At 62.2% G+C, this 14,609-nt stretch carries 18 protein-coding genes; 12 read left to right on the top strand and 6 right to left on the bottom strand.

What is annotated here, in order from left to right:
- Window positions 1-1,080, top strand: a complete 1,080-nt coding sequence (locus FHX10_RS19310) for a DUF1513 domain-containing protein (RefSeq protein ID WP_063474818.1) — start codon at window positions 1-3, stop codon at window positions 1,078-1,080.
- A 56-nt stretch (window positions 1,081-1,136) separates the two neighbouring features.
- Here the strand turns inward: FHX10_RS19310 and FHX10_RS19305 are convergent, their stop codons facing one another.
- The gene (locus tag FHX10_RS19305) at window positions 1,137-2,213 is read right to left on the bottom strand and encodes a DUF2252 family protein (RefSeq protein ID WP_063474819.1); all 1,077 of its coding nucleotides are present in this window, start codon (window positions 2,211-2,213) and stop codon (window positions 1,137-1,139) included.
- 267 nt (window positions 2,214-2,480) lie between these two features.
- Between FHX10_RS19305 and FHX10_RS19300 the strand changes: the two genes are divergently transcribed.
- The 4 genes from FHX10_RS19300 to rpiB all read left to right on the top strand — a co-directional run bounded on the left by FHX10_RS19300 (window position 2,481) and on the right by rpiB (window position 5,746).
- A complete protein-coding gene (locus FHX10_RS19300; RefSeq protein WP_003544704.1) occupies window positions 2,481-2,930 on the top strand; it encodes a PaaI family thioesterase in 450 nt (149 codons plus the stop codon).
- Window positions 2,927-3,565 carry a 5'-methylthioadenosine/S-adenosylhomocysteine nucleosidase gene (locus tag FHX10_RS19295; protein ID WP_183844884.1) on the top strand — a complete coding sequence of 213 codons (639 nt, stop codon included), beginning with the start codon at window positions 2,927-2,929 and terminating at the stop codon, window positions 3,563-3,565. The genes FHX10_RS19300 and FHX10_RS19295 overlap by 4 nt, the downstream gene beginning before the upstream one ends.
- 113 nt (window positions 3,566-3,678) lie before the next feature.
- A complete protein-coding gene (gene guaA / locus FHX10_RS19290) occupies window positions 3,679-5,241 on the top strand; it encodes a glutamine-hydrolyzing GMP synthase (RefSeq protein WP_063474820.1) in 1,563 nt (520 codons plus the stop codon).
- 55 nt (window positions 5,242-5,296) lie between these two features.
- Window positions 5,297-5,746: a ribose 5-phosphate isomerase B gene (gene rpiB / locus FHX10_RS19285; protein WP_063474821.1), complete on the top strand. Its 450-nt coding sequence runs from the start codon at window positions 5,297-5,299 to the stop codon at window positions 5,744-5,746.
- Window positions 5,747-5,804: 58 nt separating this feature from the next.
- On the opposite strand, the gene FHX10_RS19280 is transcribed toward rpiB, so the two are convergent.
- Window positions 5,805-6,686 (bottom strand): GyrI-like domain-containing protein, encoded by an 882-nt coding sequence (locus FHX10_RS19280; RefSeq protein ID WP_063474822.1) that lies wholly within the window; start codon window positions 6,684-6,686, stop codon window positions 5,805-5,807.
- Between the two features lie 438 nt (window positions 6,687-7,124).
- Here FHX10_RS19280 and FHX10_RS19275 point away from each other — a divergent pair, with 438 nt between their 5' ends.
- Window positions 7,125-7,616, top strand: coding sequence for a GNAT family N-acetyltransferase (locus FHX10_RS19275; RefSeq protein WP_047617562.1), 492 nt, complete (start codon window positions 7,125-7,127; stop codon window positions 7,614-7,616).
- Window positions 7,617-7,689: 73 nt separating this feature from the next.
- On the opposite strand, the gene FHX10_RS19270 is transcribed toward FHX10_RS19275, so the two are convergent.
- Both FHX10_RS19270 and FHX10_RS19265 read right to left on the bottom strand, forming a co-directional pair.
- Entirely contained in the window at window positions 7,690-8,235 is a 546-nt protein-coding gene (locus FHX10_RS19270; RefSeq protein ID WP_063474823.1) for a YbhB/YbcL family Raf kinase inhibitor-like protein, read from the bottom strand.
- 38 nt (window positions 8,236-8,273) lie between these two features.
- Window positions 8,274-9,128 (bottom strand): helix-turn-helix domain-containing protein, encoded by an 855-nt coding sequence (locus tag FHX10_RS19265; RefSeq protein WP_063474824.1) that lies wholly within the window; start codon window positions 9,126-9,128, stop codon window positions 8,274-8,276.
- 235 nt (window positions 9,129-9,363) lie between these two features.
- On the opposite strand from FHX10_RS19265, the gene FHX10_RS19260 reads away from it, so the two are divergent.
- Together FHX10_RS19260 and FHX10_RS19255 are read left to right on the top strand one after the other, a co-directional pair.
- Window positions 9,364-9,639 carry an AbrB/MazE/SpoVT family DNA-binding domain-containing protein gene (locus FHX10_RS19260; protein ID WP_063474825.1) on the top strand — a complete coding sequence of 92 codons (276 nt, stop codon included), beginning with the start codon at window positions 9,364-9,366 and terminating at the stop codon, window positions 9,637-9,639.
- Entirely contained in the window at window positions 9,626-10,015 is a 390-nt protein-coding gene (locus FHX10_RS19255) for a type II toxin-antitoxin system VapC family toxin (protein WP_063474826.1), read from the top strand. Before FHX10_RS19260 ends, FHX10_RS19255 begins: the two co-directional genes overlap by 14 nt.
- Before the next feature lie 16 nt (window positions 10,016-10,031).
- On the opposite strand, the gene FHX10_RS19250 is transcribed toward FHX10_RS19255, so the two are convergent.
- Complete coding sequence (locus FHX10_RS19250; protein ID WP_063474827.1) at window positions 10,032-10,928, bottom strand: LysR family transcriptional regulator; 897 nt, start codon at window positions 10,926-10,928, stop codon at window positions 10,032-10,034.
- Between the two features lie 106 nt (window positions 10,929-11,034).
- Here FHX10_RS19250 and FHX10_RS19245 point away from each other — a divergent pair, with 106 nt between their 5' ends.
- From FHX10_RS19245 to FHX10_RS19235, 3 genes are read left to right on the top strand one after another with little or no spacing between them, the layout of a single operon-like run.
- Window positions 11,035-11,409 (top strand): Atu4866 domain-containing protein, encoded by a 375-nt coding sequence (locus FHX10_RS19245; RefSeq protein ID WP_080759945.1) that lies wholly within the window; start codon window positions 11,035-11,037, stop codon window positions 11,407-11,409.
- A 59-nt stretch (window positions 11,410-11,468) separates the two neighbouring features.
- Entirely contained in the window at window positions 11,469-12,320 is an 852-nt protein-coding gene (locus FHX10_RS19240; RefSeq protein WP_176707360.1) for an oxidoreductase, read from the top strand.
- A gap of 36 nt (window positions 12,321-12,356) precedes the next feature.
- The gene (locus FHX10_RS19235) at window positions 12,357-13,091 is read left to right on the top strand and encodes an SDR family oxidoreductase (protein ID WP_047617653.1); all 735 of its coding nucleotides are present in this window, start codon (window positions 12,357-12,359) and stop codon (window positions 13,089-13,091) included.
- Between the two features lie 87 nt (window positions 13,092-13,178).
- Here FHX10_RS19235 and FHX10_RS19230 read toward each other — a convergent pair whose 3' ends face one another.
- Window positions 13,179-13,742 carry a methylated-DNA--[protein]-cysteine S-methyltransferase gene (locus tag FHX10_RS19230; protein WP_063474863.1) on the bottom strand — a complete coding sequence of 188 codons (564 nt, stop codon included), beginning with the start codon at window positions 13,740-13,742 and terminating at the stop codon, window positions 13,179-13,181.
- A gap of 249 nt (window positions 13,743-13,991) precedes the next feature.
- On the opposite strand from FHX10_RS19230, the gene FHX10_RS19225 reads away from it, so the two are divergent.
- Entirely contained in the window at window positions 13,992-14,609 is a 618-nt protein-coding gene (locus FHX10_RS19225; RefSeq protein ID WP_063474828.1) for a 2'-5' RNA ligase family protein, read from the top strand.

Genomic DNA, 14,609 nt, shown 5'->3' with positions numbered 1-14,609 from the left:
ATGATACGAAGTGCCGCGATCAACCGACGCAGTTTCGTCAAGGCAGCCGGCCTCGGCTTCCTTGCGGCCTTGACGCCACGGGCACTGATGGCCCTGGAGCGGACTGACGCGGTCTATGCCTCGGGCATTCGTACAGCCGACGGCTCCTTTGCCATTGCGACCGTGACCGAGCGCGGCGAGATCGTCGATCAGCTGGCGCTTCCCGCCCGCGCCCACGGCATGGCCTTCAGCGCTGCCACCGGCAAGACCGTCGCCTTCGCGCGCCGGCCCGGCACCTTTGCGATGGTCTTCGATCCCTGGAATAAAAGCGAGCCTGTTGTCATCAACTCCAGGGAGGACCGGCATTTCTACGGCCACGGCGCCTTTTCCCCCGATGGCCGCCTGCTCTATGCCAGCGAGAACGACTTCGACGGCAATCGCGGCATGATCGGCCTCTACGACGCCACCGACCGCTTCACCCGCATCGGCGAATTCGAGAGCTACGGCATCGGTCCGCACGACATGACCGTGTCCGACGACGGACGCCTTCTGATCGTCGCCAATGGCGGCATCGAGACACATCCGGATTTCGGCCGCACCAAGCTCAATCTCGGCGAGATGCAGCCGTCGCTGACACTGATCGATGCGGCGACCGGGGCCTTGGTCGAAAAACATGTGCTGCCGGCGGAATGGGCCGAACTCTCCACCCGCCACGTCGATCTCGACGGCGACGGCCGCATCTGGTTCGCCTGCCAGTATGAAGGCCACCGCAAGGATTTGCCGCCGCTTGTCGGCCATTTCGCCAAAGGCGAAGATCTCTCCTTCATCGATCTGCCGGAGGAGACGACGCGCCGGCTTGCCAACTACGTCGGGGCGATCGCCGTCAATCGCAGCGAGGGCCTCGTCGGCATCACCTCGCCAAAGGGCGGCGCCTCGGTGACCCTTGACGCAAAGTCGGGCAAGGTGCTGGCCGAGACCGTCGTTCCCGATGCGGCGGGCATCGCCCCGGCAAGAAGCGGCTTTGCCGTTTCTTCCTATGATGGCGATTTCCTGTCGACCCGCAGCGACGTCGCCTGGGATCAGCACATCGTGCGGATCTAAATCAGAGAAGCGCAATTCCGGACGCGAAACCGCTGCACACTTTTGCTGGCATTGCTTTAGCCGGCGCGCGAATAGGCTTTCTGCTCGGCGCTGACGCTCGATGCCGCGGCCCTGGCCGCCTCGTGCAGCCATTCGTTTCCCCGCACCGCCAAGTCCTTCAGGATCGCCGCAACCGCCGCCGCATCGTTGGAATGGCAATTGGCGATCTCGAAGCCCATCAGTTCCAGCATCGTCGGCGAAAGCAGGATCTCGGGATGCCGGGCGATTTCGATTTTGCAGCTGTTCGGCGAGAGCCTGCGCACGAGGATGCGGCCGGAGACCCGGTAGTGAGGATCGGCTGAGCGCGCCCGTCCATTGGCGATCTCGTCCGCATGGATCGCCACGTCCTGCTTCCTCTGGCGAAGCGACCAGACGGACGGCAGCAGCGCCTTTGCCTCGCGCAGCACCGGCCCACCCTGCCACTCGGCATAGGCGACGAAACGCGGCCGGCCGAGACTGCCGGTGCCGCCGCTGCGCGGCTTCGGCACGAAGGGCCCTGTCCCGGACGGCAGCGCGCCGGTGAGCGCCATGACATAGGCTGATGGTGGCAGCTTGCTGCCGGGACGCAACATTTCGTATTTCTCCCAGAATTCCCGGCGTTCGGAATTTGGCAGCATCAGCGCCTTGCGCAGCCATTTGTGGTCGCGCTCGAGGATGACGGGCAATGGATTTTCAAGGCCCCTGCGATAGCCGCTCAAGATCAATTCGCCGATCATGCGAGCCGAGGGACCGTCGTCGCCGCGGGCCAGGATGGCGCTTGCCGCAAGACGAACGAGATCAAATGCATAGGGCATCACCGCCGCGTCGTCGAAATCATTGACGCCCCAGACGAGCCGGCCTTCGACATCTCGCCAGGTGCCGAAATTCTCCAGATGCGTATCGCCGATCGCCAGCACCTCAGGCGCGCCTGACAGTTCCGGGCAGATATCGAGGATGATCTCGCACCAGCGCCAATAGGTGGCGCGCAGGAAGACGAAATCCCCGCTTCGCATCTTCTCGTGCTTCTCGCGCAGATCGTCCTTGACGAGATCGTCGCCGAGTTCGCCGGCCAGCCAGGTCTCGAAATTCCGGACCGATTGCGATATCGTCGTCATGCCGGCGCTCCATCATTTCGCGATCCGATGCGGAGAATACGCGCACCGCGCGAAGCTGCAATCGTCTTCGCATCGGATCGCCACAATCCAGCGGTACTGGCCAGCGGTACTGGCCAGCCGTACCGGCTTGCACGGCAAGGGAAAGGTGAAAGGTTGCCTCGGCGACACGGACGCAGCTTTCCATCGCCGCCCGGACCGATTTCGGCAATGTCCAGCTTGTCGAATCCGGCGCACCATGCCACTTTCGCGGCTGCAAGAGGGGCAGACATGAGCGAGACTGACAGGGGCGATTTCCGCGCACGAATCCGCCGTAATTTTGCGCGGCAGGCGGCGATGGAGACGATCGGCGCGGAGTTGACGCGCGTCGAGCACGGTGTCGTCGAGATCGAGCTTCCCTTCGACGTTAAACTGACACAGCAGCACGGCATCCTGCATGCGGGCATCATTTCCGCGGCGCTCGATTCGGCCTGCGGCTTTGCGGCCTATAGCGTCATCGACCCCGAAGCCTCGATCCTGACGATCGAGTTCAAGGTCAATCTCATGTCGCCGGGGCGTGGCGATCGTTTCCTGTTTCGCGGGGAAATCACCAAACCCGGCTCCACCATCATCGTCGCCGACGGGCGAGGCTACGCGATCAGCGACGGGCCGGCCAAACTCATCGCCTCCATGACCGGAACGATGATGGTGATCCGCGGTAGGGAAGGAATAACGGGATGAAGTTCGAACTGAAATCGGTCGCGGGGAAATCCATCCTGTTCGTCATGGCGGCCGAGGCCGAATACGGTCCCTTCCTGCGTTCGCGCATCGAACCTTTGATGACCGGCGTCGGCCCGGTCGAGGCGGCGGTGGCGCTGACCAAGGCGCTAGGGCGGCTGGATGCCGCCGACGACCTGCCCGATCTCGTCGTTTCGCTCGGCTCAGCCGGCTCGGCGAAACTGGAGCAGACCGAAATCTATCAGGTGACCTCGGTTTCCTACCGCGATATGGACGCCTCGCCGCTCGGCTTCGAAAAGGGCAAGACACCCTTTCTCGACCTGCCCGCGGTGCTCGATTTGCCGTTGCGCATTCCCGGCATTCCGGAAGCAAGCCTTTCCACCGGCGGCAACGTCATCTCGGGCGCCGCCTATACCAATATCGACGCCGACATGGTCGACATGGAGACGTTTGCGGTGCTGCGCGCCTGCCAGGGCTACAAGCTGCCGCTGATCGGCCTTCGCGGCATTTCCGACGGCGCGGTCGAGCTGCAGCATATTTCGGGCTGGACCGAATATCTGCACATCGTCGACCGCAAGCTTTCCTACGGCGTCGACAGCCTGTTCACGGCGCTGGAGGACGGGGTTTTCTGGTTCTAGGCCCCAAAGCGCCGCGCGTCTTTCAGACGCGCGGGGACAATCGGAACAATAAAAACCCGATGCCGCCGATTTCCCGCATTGCAAGGCGAAGCGCTTTTCATTAAAGCCTCGCCATGACCCAGACAGCACATCCCGACTCCGTTCTCATCGTCGATTTCGGCAGCCAGGTGACCCAGCTCATCGCACGACGCGTGCGCGAGGCTGGCGTCTATTGCGAGATCGTTCCCTTTCAATCGGCCGAAGAGGGCTTCAAGCGCCTGCAGCCGAAGGCCGTGATCCTGTCCGGCAGCCCCGCTTCGACGGTGGACGAGGGATCGCCGCGAGCGCCTGACATCATCTTCGACAGCGGCCTGCCGGTCTTCGGCATCTGCTACGGCCAGCAGACGATGTGCATGCAGCTCGGCGGCAAGGTCGAGAGCGGCCATCACCGCGAATTCGGCCGCGCCTTCCTCGATGTCGACAAGGATTGCCAGCTGTTCGAGGGCCTCTGGTCCTCCGGTTCGCGTCATCAGGTCTGGATGAGCCATGGCGACCGCGTCACGGCGCTGCCGGATGGTTTCGAGGTGGTCGCCACCTCCTCCAACGCGCCCTACGCCTTCATCGCCGACGAGAAGCGCAAATATTACGGCGTTCAGTTCCATCCCGAGGTCGTGCATACGCCCGATGGCGCCAAGCTGATCGGCAACTTCATTCACAACATTGCCGGCATTAGGGGTGACTGGTCGATGTCGGCCTATCGCCAGAAGGCGGTCGAGCAGATCCGCGAGCAGGTGGGCGACAAGCGCGTCATCTGTGCGCTTTCGGGCGGCGTCGACAGTTCCGTCGCAGCCCTGCTGATCCACGAGGCCGTCGGCGACCAGCTGACCTGCATCCTCGTCGACCACGGGCTGATGCGCAAGGACGAGGCGGCCAATGTCGTCGCCATGTTCCGCGAGCACTACAATCTGCATCTGCTGCACGTCGATGCTTCCGACCGCTTCATCGGCGAGCTCGAAGGCGTCAGCGACCCGGAAACCAAGCGCAAGATCATCGGCAGGCTGTTCATCGAGACCTTCGAAGAAGAGGCCAAGAAGCTCGGCGGCGCCGATTTCCTCGGCCAGGGCACACTTTATCCCGACGTGATCGAGAGCGTCTCCTTCACCGGCGGCCCGTCGGTGACGATCAAATCGCACCACAATGTCGGCGGCCTGCCGGAGCGCATGAAGATGCAGCTCGTGGAACCGTTGCGCGAGCTCTTCAAGGACGAGGTGCGCGCGCTCGGCCGCGAGCTCGGCCTGCCCGACAGCTTCATCGGCCGCCACCCCTTCCCGGGCCCCGGCCTGGCGATCCGCTGCCCCGGCGGCATCACCCGCGAAAAGCTGGAGATCCTGCGCGAGGCTGATGCGATCTACCTCGACGAAATCCGCAAGGCCGGCCTCTACGACGCCATCTGGCAAGCTTTCGCCGTGCTGCTTCCGGTGCAGACGGTCGGCGTCATGGGCGACGGGCGCACCTATGAGTTCGTCTGCGCGCTGCGCGCCGTCACCTCGGTCGACGGCATGACGGCGGATTTCTACCACTACGACATGGAATTCCTCGGCCGCGCCGCAACGCGCATCATCAACGAGGTGCGCGGCATCAACCGCGTGGTCTACGACGTCACGTCGAAGCCGCCCGGTACGATCGAGTGGGAGTGATGCCGAGCCGATCCGACCGCCGCCCAATTGCCTCAGGAAACGGAACGACTTCTCCATGACAGCCGGCAATCGCATCGTGCTTTCCAGCGATCACGCCGCCATTCAGCTCCGGCAGGTCATTGCCGCTCATATCGCAGCGCAGGGCTGGGTGGTGGTCGACATCGGACCGACGACACCGGAGAGCACACACTATCCTGAGCACGGCGAGGCGGCGGCGCGGCTCGTCGCCTCCGGCGATTGCCGGTTTGGCGTCATCCTATGCGGCACCGGCCAGGGCATCATGATGGCGGCGAACAAGGTAAAGGGCATCCGTTGCGGCGTCTGCGCCGACACATTCTCAGCCCGCATGATCCGCCAGCACAACGATGCCAACATGCTGTCGATCGGCGTGCGCGTAGTGGGCGAAGGGCTGGCGCTCGATATAGTGGATGCGTTCCTGACCGCCCAGTTCGAGGGCGGCCGGCATGCGACGCGGGTGGAGATGATCGGGGCACTGGAAGGGTAGCGCCGTTTCTTACTTCTTCCTTGGAAGAAGATGCTTTCAAAAGCCAAGCCCCCGGGCACTATTTCAGCGGCAGAAACAGGTCCGCCACCGCCTCATGCTCCGACACTTCGGGGAAGAAGCTCAGCCGCTGGCAATAGATCGGGAAGTCGCGTGCTTCTTCGCCGCTGGCCGGAAGCCAGTTGCGATAAAGATAGAGTGCGGCAGGCTCCAGATTGTCGGTGTTGCCGACGACACGCAGCACCGCGCAGCGTCCGCCAGGAATCACGCCGGCTTTGACCTCTCCGCCGTCCGCCTCGATCGGTTGGCCGGTCCCGACACAAAGATCCACGCTGTAATCGGCAGGCGACGCAGGGCGCCGCTCGGAACGCCAGACATTGAACGTTGGACTTGTTCTGGGATGCAGGCCAGCGGCCGTGCGCCAGGCGATGAACCGCTGGATGGTGGCGCCGAGCGTCGCCGGGTCGCCCCGGTGCTCCATGATCGCCACCGGCGTGGGAGGCACATCGCGAATTTTCACATCGTCCGTGGTAAAAGTCTTCTGCATGAGCTTGCTCCTTGCGTTGTCGAGAGGCCCGAAGGCCGCAAGCCACGGCTCCCAGTCGGGAGACTTCCGGAACGACGAAGGCGATTGCCCGAACCGTTGCCGAAAGGCGCGGGCGAAGGCATCCGGTGCGTTGTAACCGGCATCCATCGCTATCTCGGTGACGCTTTGGGCGTCCCTGTAGGCCAGCCGGTGCGAAGCGCGCTTCAGCCGGGCAAGCTTGACATAGCGATGCACTGACAATCCGAAGGTCGCCGCAAACTGCCGGTGGAAATGAAACTTCGAAAAGGCCGCAACACGGCTCACCGTTTCCAGGTCCAGATCACAGTCGAGATGCCGGTCGATATAGTCCAGCACCCGCCGCATCCGGGCCTGATAGTTTTGAAGCGTCGCCTTCATCGTCCCTCCTCCGTGGCGGCTCCATCTAGCCGCTGATGGCCATGAGGTGCTCGACCGATCTTGCGGTTTGGCATGGACTAGCGAAAACTTCCAACGACCGCTTACACGCAAGTCTTATCTAGGGCAGACGGCAATAATGATCATGAGCTGTCGGACCTTGTCGATCTGGCGCTTCCTAGGGCGAGCGCGGCCACGAAGGCCTTTCCAGGTGGCGCGGTGGCACAGATCTATCGGCCGGCTTGAGAGGTCGCCGAATATCTTGCGGTCCTCGCATCGGACTGCTATTCGCATCTAAGTCTTAGAGGAGAATGCCTTTGTTTGCCGTCGCAACGATCCAGAACTCACCGGCTGTGGCGGCAGGGATGAAGGCGCTCGGCATCGTGACCGAGAGCTGATCCTCACTCTACCGCTCGGCCTTAGCGCGCCCAAAGCTGGCGCATGTCTAATGTCGAGAAGACCATGATCATCGAACTAACCACTCATGACTTCGAAGCGCTGCTGAAGGGCATTGCGCCGCGTCATCTGCGCCTTGTCCCGGACAGTGCGATTGCGCCTCCGGAGATACTGGGGATGTTGAACCGTCTCGCGACTGAGATAAACGCTGAATTTTCGCCGTCGGCCTGGATGATCGTCGAGGATGGCGAGATCGTCGGCCTCTGCTCCATTGTTCGGGTTCCGCAAGATGGAAACATCCATATCGGCTATGGGGTTGCGCCGTCCCGCCAGGGTCTTGGATCCACCACGCGGGCCATTGCGCAATTGCTGGAGTGGGCGTGGAACGACCCTCGCGTGGCGCTGATCTCTGCAGAGACCGGGTGGGAGAATATCGCCTCACAGCGTGTCCTCCAACGCAATGGATTCATCCGCACCGGCGAGCGTATCGATGCCGAAGACGGTCCGTTGATTTGTTGGGAAGCAGTGACGGCCTAGGTTTGCAGAATAAGCCCGCATAGGAACGACCGGCCGAGGTTCAGTTACCTCGGCCGGCGGTCCTGAGCCGGCCTCAGCGGCCGTAGGTGACCTCGACGGAAGCCTTGTCGAGCGTGTTTGCCCGGACATAGAAGCCAACCATGGCGGCCGGCGCAGTATCGGGAAGCGGGAGCTTGTCGACCGAGAGCGCGTAGACGGTGAACTGGTAGTGGTGCGGCTTGTCGCCGGCCGGCGGGCATGCGCCGCCATAGCCTGATGTCCCAAAGTCGGTGTGACCTTCGATAGTGCCGACGGGAAGCTTTTTGTCACCGCTGGCGCCGGTGGCGATCTCCGAGGCATTTGCGGGAATGTTGAACACCGACCAATGCCACCAGCCCGAGCCGGTCGGCGCATCCGGATCGTAAGCCATGATGGCGAAGCTCTTGGTTCCCTGAGGAGCGCCCGACCAGGTCAGTTCCGGCGAGACGTTTTTGCCCGAGCAGCCGAAGCTGTTGAAGACCTGCGCATCGGCCATCGCCTTGCCGGGGGTCAAGTCCTTCGAGGTGAGCTTCATTTCGGCCTGTGCGGCCGTCGCGCCGAAGATGGACGCGGCGAGAAGTGCTGCTGTGATGAAACGCATGCTGTTTTCCTGCGGTTGATGATGCAGGAGAATTACCGTCAGCGTGCGACCATATCTGCCCCGGTATGCTCAACTTCTGCCCCGATCCGCTCAAAACGCTCGGAGCCGCCGCGCACATGGCGTGGATTGACGCCAAACCGCTCCTTGAACCGCGCCGCGAATTGAGACGGCGAATCGTAACCGACCTCAAAGGCAATCTGCGCCATCGGCAGGGTTGTGGTTTGAATGAGGCCCAAGGCGCGGTTCATCCTTGTATCGCTCAGGATCTCACTGAAGCCGGTGTTCTCGGCGGCCAGTTTGCGCCTCAGCGTCGCTTCGCTCATGTTGAACGAGCGCGCCGCCTGCCCCAGCGTCCAAGCAAAGGCGGTATCGCTTTCGATCATCTGCCGCAGCCGATCCTCGATCCGAGGACTTTGGTTCTGGCCGAGCACCGCTCCACAGAGCGCAAACCAGGTGATCAGCTCCATCAAACGAGCCTTGGCAATCGCGCCGGGAAGCCTCGTCAGATTGCCGGGCTGACAGCAATAGTCAAACAATGCCGCGGCTTCCTCCGGCAGCTTCGAGGTGCCTGCCGGTACAGGCCTCGATGGAACGGCGATCGATCCCATCCTGCTATAGGCTTCCTCGAAAAGCTGGCGCGGAACGGGCAGCGCCAGGGTCTGATACTTCTGCGGCGCCTTGGGAATGTTCTCCATCGTCAGGGGACGATAGTCGGGCAGCAAGCCATAAGCGTCCGCCTCGAGGCGCAGAGCCTTATCATCGGCCATGACGATCTTCGTTCCCGATTGCACCTGTATCAACAGGGGGCTGGTGTTGACGAGCCGAAAGAAACAGGCGCGCCCGCCCTGGCGGATCAAGGCTCTGGTCGGAACGGGAAAGACGTCGTCCAGCATATGTTCTCCGACAATGGGGTGGATCAGAGCGGCAACCGGGAGAGCCGGCATGAAGACGACCGCTGATCCGCGAGGCTCGGGAATACCAAAACCCAGTGCCGTGGGCAATCTTCAGCCACAGGCTACAGACTATGTAAATCGCCTGTCGGACGGCTGCTGCTGGCATCCGCGATAGTTCTTGAATAACGAAAGCGATACACCTATCTTACTTTCGTCTTACCAAGAAAGGCAAAAGATGACACGGGCTGAAAGCCTCATTACCACCGTCTCCACGAAGGGACAGGTCATTCTTCCCAAAGCCGTGCGCCAACGGCGGGCGTGGGCCGCTGGAACGCGTCTGATTGTTGAGGAAACCGCGGAAGGGGTGCTGCTGAAGCAGGCCCCTGCCTTTGCGCCGACAGACCCAGCCGATGTCTTCAGCATGCTTCCCTTCAGCGGCGAGCCCAAAACTCTGGACGATATGGAAGCCGGCCTATTGGCCGAAGCCCGCCGCCGTCATGATCGCGATTGATACCAATCTCGTCGTCCGATATCTCACGGGCGATCATCCGGATCAATCTGTCCGCGCCCGTGACATCATTGACGGACAGGCCGTTTTTGTCGCCGTGACGGTGGTGCTGGAGGCCGAATGGGTGTTGCGCAGCGTCTATGGCTACAGCAGTGCAGAGGTCGCTCGTGCCCTTCGCGCCTTCGGCGGGCTGTCCACGGTGACGATCGAGGATTCTGCGATCGTTGCTCTTGCCTTCGATCTCACTGAGAACGGAATGGATTTTGCCGATGCGTTGCACCTGACCAAAGCGGCCCATTGCGAAGAGTTCGTTACCTTTGACCGCAAATTTATGAAAGCAGCCCAAGCCGCAGGCTTCGAGACGGTGCGGGAAGCCTGAGGGGGCGCAGACCGCATTACCGCCTACGGGACCTGCCGATATAATCGACCAATGCGCGCAGCTTCAGTGGCTGCCTCTGGCGCCTGGGATAGTAGAGATAGAAGCCCGGAAAGGGCGGACAGAAACCCTCCAGCAGCGGCACGAGTTCGCCGCGTTCCACATAGGGCTGGAAGGTTTCCACCATGCCGAAGGTGATGCCGGCTCCGGCGCAGGCCATGCGGATCATCATTCCCATGTCGTTGGTCGTGACGGCGGGGTCGACCGCGACGTCGAAGTCACGGTCATTTTCGGTGAACTCCCAGCGATAGGGTGCGGTATCCGGGCGCGGCCGCCAACCGATGCAGGCGTGATCCTGCAGTTCGCGGGGATGGCGGGGATGGCCACGGCGCTCGAGATAGCTGGGGGATGCGGCCGCACATTGCCGCTGCTCTTCGGAGACGGAGATTACAATCATATCCTGTTCGATCACTTCGCCGAGCCGGACGCCGGCGTCGAAGCCGGCCTCGACGATATCGAATTCGTCATCGGTGATGGTGATATCGAGTTTGATGTCGGGGCAGGCTTCCATGAAGCCGGCCAGCAACGTGCCGGACAGGAAGTTCTCGGCGATCGAGGAAACGGTGATCCTCAGCAAGCCGCTCGGGCGCGCCTGCATTTCCCTGACCGTTTGCATCGCATCCCTGACCTGGCGGACCGATGGACGAACCGCGTCGAAAAACACCTCGCCGGCCTCCGTCAGGCTGACGCTGCGCGTCGTGCGCTGGACCAGGGCAACGCCGACCCGATCCTCCAGGCGCTGCAGGGCCTGGCTGACGGCGGAGCGGGTGACGCCAAGCCGCTCGCCGGCGAGCCGGAAGTTCCGCGCCTCCGCCACCGCAAGAAAGACTGAAATGCCTTCGAGATCATCGGCCATTGGTTAGCATATCTAACCAAGGCATCCTGGATTGGCAACTTAATCACCGCGGATGGCCACGCTATCTTTCAAGTCGAGGTCAACGGAGGTTTCGAGAGGAAAATCGATGCGCAACATTTCCAACAGTCCTGTTCTGCATTTTTTCGCCGCAACCACCTTAGCCGGCACGGCGATCGGTTCGTCTGCCGCCGATGCCGTGAATGACCGAGCCCCTCAGCAGCAACAAACAAGCGAGAACAGAATGCAGCAGCATCCCTATGTCGGCATGTGGGTGACGGATGACGGCCGTATCCGCCACGAACTTCTGCCCAATGGCCGTTACGACGAAGCCCGCGGAAACCGTGAAAGCGCCTACCGAGGACGTTACGAAGTCACCGGAAGGCACATCGAATACTGGGATGACACGGGCTTTACGGCCGACGGCGATTTCGTGGACGGCAATACCCTCCATCACGCCGGCATGGTGCTTCGCCGCAAATGACGCGCCGTCTGACAAGGAAACATCACAAGGAGTAAGGCCGCATTTACAGGCCGGAAAGGATGACGATCATGTCTTCCCCAACACCCATCTGGTTCATAACAGGCGCATCGTCCGGCCTCGGCCGGGCACTCGCCGAAGCCGTCCTCGCCCGAGGCTGGCGCGCCGCCATGACGGCGCGCAGACCCGAGACCCTGGCAGATCTCACGACAGAATACGGGGACCGTGCGCTTGCCCTTGCCCTCGATGTGACGGACAGCAACTCCGTCGCCGGCGCGGTTCGTAACGCCGAAACGCATTTCGGGGCGATCGACGTCCTGGTCAACAATGCCGGCTACGGCTACCTCTCGGCGATCGAAGAGGGCGAGGATGCCGAAATACGCGCCCAGTTCGAAACCAATGTCTTCGGATTGATCGATGTCACCAAGCAGGTTCTGCCGGGCATGCGTGCACGCCGGCAAGGGCATATCTTCAATGTCTCCTCGCTTGGCGGGCTCGTCGCGTTTGCGGCGACCGGCTACTACCACGCCACCAAGTTTGCGGTCGAAGCCCTGTCGGAATCGCTTTCGCATGAGGTCAACCCGCTTGGCATCGATGTGACGATCCTCGAACCCGGCGCCTTCCGAACGGATTGGGCCGGCCGGTCGATGGTCGAATCCGCCACGATCATCGACGATTACGCCGAGACCGCAGGCAAGCGGCGCCAGGCCACCCGTTCGGTCTCCGGCAAGCAGCCGGGTGATCCCACCCGAGCCGCAACGGCAATCCTATCGGCATTCGAGGCGGACGAGCCGCCGCTTCGCCTCCTGCTCGGTGCACCCGCCCTGAAAATCGCCCGCGAACGGCTCGATGCGCTGCGCGCAAATTTCGACACCTGGGCGGAGACGACGCTCAGCGCCGATTTCCCAAGCTGACCGCCACGAAAACCTCAACCTGCAATGGAGCTTGAAATGTCTGATATCAAAGGAAAAGTCATTGCCATCACCGGGGCCAGCAGCGGCATCGGAGAGGCTACGGCCAGGGTGCTGGCTGCGGCCGGCGCGCATATCGTGATCGGCGCACGTCGCACCGATCGGCTGAAGGAACTTGCCGACGACATCGCCGCAAAGGGCGGGACGGTGCGCCTGCGACAGCTTGACGTCACCGACCGCTCGCAGGTGGAAGCCTTCGCAGGCTTTGCCAGATCCGAATTCGGACGGCTGGACGTGATCGTCAACAATGCCGGCGTCATGCCGCTCTCGCCGCTCGATGCCCTCAAGGTCGACGAATGGGACCGGATGGTCGACGTCAACATCAAGGGCGTTCTCTACGGCATTGCCGCAGCGCTTCCGATCATGAAAGCGCAGGGGTCGGGGCAGATCATCAACCTGTCTTCGATCGGCGGCCACAGCGTCTCTCCGACGGCTGCCGTCTATTGCGCGACGAAATTCGCGGTGCGGGCGATCTCGGACGGATTGCGACAGGAGACCGACCGCATCCGGGTGACCGTCATCTCTCCCGGCACAACGACATCGGAACTGGCCGAGACGATCACCGATCCGACCGCGCGGGATGCGATGAAGGCTTTCAGGGCGATCACGATCAGCCCCGAGGCGATCGCCAATTCGATCCTCTACGCCGTCAGCCAGCCTGATGACGTCGATGTCAGCGAGATCATCATCCGGCCGACAGCCAGCCCGCATTGAGCGGCTGAGATTGCTGCCAAAGCAATTCCCGCAAAAGTGTAGCGCGGTTTCGCGTCCGGAATTGCGGAAACGAAAAGCCTCCGCCGCCTAAAAACCCAGGGACTGCTGGGCGGGCGGCGGCGGTGCGAGATTGACGCCTTCGAGTTCCAGCATGCGGGCCTTCGATGTCGAACCGCCGGGCGCGGAGAAGCCGCCGATCTTGCCGCCGGCCGCAAGCACCCGGTGACAGGGGATGATCAGAGCGACCGGGTTTTTCGCCATCGCCTGGCCGACGTCGCGGGCGGCCTCGGGCCCGGCGCCAAGCTCCTTCGCCAGCGCGCCGTAAGTGGTCGTGCGGCCCCAGCCGACACGCCGTGCCGCCGCATAAATATCCCGGAAGAAGGCATCCTGGCCGGCAAGATCGAGTTCGACTCCGGAAAAATCCGTCTCCTCGCCCTGGAAATAGCGCTTCACGGCGGCAACCGTCTCTAGCACAGCTGGCGTCGGCGCGCCGGGTTCGGCATCCGGTAGGCGGCGCAGCAGCAGCCGTTCGGTCGCTTCCGCTGATTTGGTCGGCAGTTGGAAACGGGTGATGCCGGCATCGCTCCAGGCGATGCCGCAGAAACCGCCCGCGGTTTCGAAGATGAGATAGTGGTGCGTTGTCTCAGCCATGACAGCCTCCGCATGTTCGATTGCCTTCAAAATCGTATGAGACGGCCGCTGTTTCAACCCGTTTCTTGCGCGTACCGGGCTTTTCGAAAGTCCACTTCATCCGGCGCCGGGCAAGGGTTCGGATGAATTTAACGCCAAGCATATCGGGACATTGTGTTCTCTTTTTGTTCTTGAGGTGCGGTCCTGTTGAGAATATCCTCCGTCGCGTTTTGGAAACGACGCGTCAGGTCATGACGACCGTGAGGGCCTATGAACCAGATTTCCCTCGATTTCGAGTGTGACAAGAATCGTCGCGAGCGGCCGAACGAAAGTTACACCGGCAGACACCGGCTTTTCTTCGCTCTCTGCCCTCCCGATGCCGTCGAACGGCAGGCGGCCGCGATCGCCGATGACCATGGCAAAGCTTTCTCTCTTTCCGCAAGACCACGCCTGACGACGCTGCACGTGACGATCATCGGCATCGATGACTATGAAGAATTACCGGAGGACGCGGTCTTTGCGGCGCGCCAGGCCGGCGCGACGGTGGAGAGCGCACCGATCACGATCACCTTCGACAGGATCATGAGTTTCAAGCGGGAGGGCAAGGCGCGGCCACTCGTGCTTTGCGGTGAAGGCGGACGAAAGCCGCTCACACGGCTGCATGTCCAACTCGGTGTCGGCATGCACAATGCCGGATTGCGGCACAATATAAGCCGGCATTTCACGCCACATATGACGCTGCTCTACGACCGCAAGGCCGTGCCGCCGACAAGCCTCGACAGACCGGTTTCATGGACGGCCGCCGAATTCCTGCTCGTCCACAGTGTTCTCGGAAAGACCGAACATCGGGTCATCGATCGCTGGCCGCTGCTCGGCTGCGGGCAATGA

Source organism: Rhizobium sp. BK591, from assembly GCF_014195045.1.
Lineage (GTDB): Bacteria > Pseudomonadota > Alphaproteobacteria > Rhizobiales > Rhizobiaceae > Rhizobium > Rhizobium anhuiense.
This window is presented reverse-complemented; position numbering and strand designations above follow the sequence as displayed.

Bases quoted from the DNA above. Each gene is read 5' to 3' on its own strand.
- FHX10_RS19235 (WP_047617653.1), top strand. From the start codon at position 12,357: ATGTCTGATATCAAAGGAAAAGTCATTGCCATCACCGGGGCCAGCAGC.
- FHX10_RS19300 (WP_003544704.1), top strand. From the start codon at position 2,481: ATGAGCGAGACTGACAGGGGCGATTTCCGCGCACGAATCCGCCGTAAT.
- FHX10_RS19260 (WP_063474825.1), top strand. From the start codon at position 9,364: ATGACACGGGCTGAAAGCCTCATTACCACCGTCTCCACGAAGGGACAG.
- FHX10_RS19245 (WP_080759945.1), top strand. From the start codon at position 11,035: ATGCGCAACATTTCCAACAGTCCTGTTCTGCATTTTTTCGCCGCAACC.
- FHX10_RS19275 (WP_047617562.1), top strand. From the start codon at position 7,125: ATGTCTAATGTCGAGAAGACCATGATCATCGAACTAACCACTCATGAC.
- FHX10_RS19230 (WP_063474863.1), bottom strand. From the start codon at position 13,742: ATGGCTGAGACAACGCACCACTATCTCATCTTCGAAACCGCGGGCGGT.
- FHX10_RS19255 (WP_063474826.1), top strand. From the start codon at position 9,626: ATGATCGCGATTGATACCAATCTCGTCGTCCGATATCTCACGGGCGAT.
- FHX10_RS19225 (WP_063474828.1), top strand. From the start codon at position 13,992: ATGAACCAGATTTCCCTCGATTTCGAGTGTGACAAGAATCGTCGCGAG.
- FHX10_RS19250 (WP_063474827.1), bottom strand. From the start codon at position 10,928: ATGGCCGATGATCTCGAAGGCATTTCAGTCTTTCTTGCGGTGGCGGAG.
- guaA (WP_063474820.1), top strand. From the start codon at position 3,679: ATGACCCAGACAGCACATCCCGACTCCGTTCTCATCGTCGATTTCGGC.
- FHX10_RS19310 (WP_063474818.1), top strand. From the start codon at position 1: ATGATACGAAGTGCCGCGATCAACCGACGCAGTTTCGTCAAGGCAGCC.
- FHX10_RS19295 (WP_183844884.1), top strand. From the start codon at position 2,927: ATGAAGTTCGAACTGAAATCGGTCGCGGGGAAATCCATCCTGTTCGTC.
- FHX10_RS19305 (WP_063474819.1), bottom strand. From the start codon at position 2,213: ATGACGACGATATCGCAATCGGTCCGGAATTTCGAGACCTGGCTGGCC.
- FHX10_RS19270 (WP_063474823.1), bottom strand. From the start codon at position 8,235: ATGCGTTTCATCACAGCAGCACTTCTCGCCGCGTCCATCTTCGGCGCG.
- rpiB (WP_063474821.1), top strand. From the start codon at position 5,297: ATGACAGCCGGCAATCGCATCGTGCTTTCCAGCGATCACGCCGCCATT.
- FHX10_RS19240 (WP_176707360.1), top strand. From the start codon at position 11,469: ATGACGATCATGTCTTCCCCAACACCCATCTGGTTCATAACAGGCGCA.
- FHX10_RS19265 (WP_063474824.1), bottom strand. From the start codon at position 9,128: ATGCTGGACGACGTCTTTCCCGTTCCGACCAGAGCCTTGATCCGCCAG.
- FHX10_RS19280 (WP_063474822.1), bottom strand. From the start codon at position 6,686: ATGAAGGCGACGCTTCAAAACTATCAGGCCCGGATGCGGCGGGTGCTG.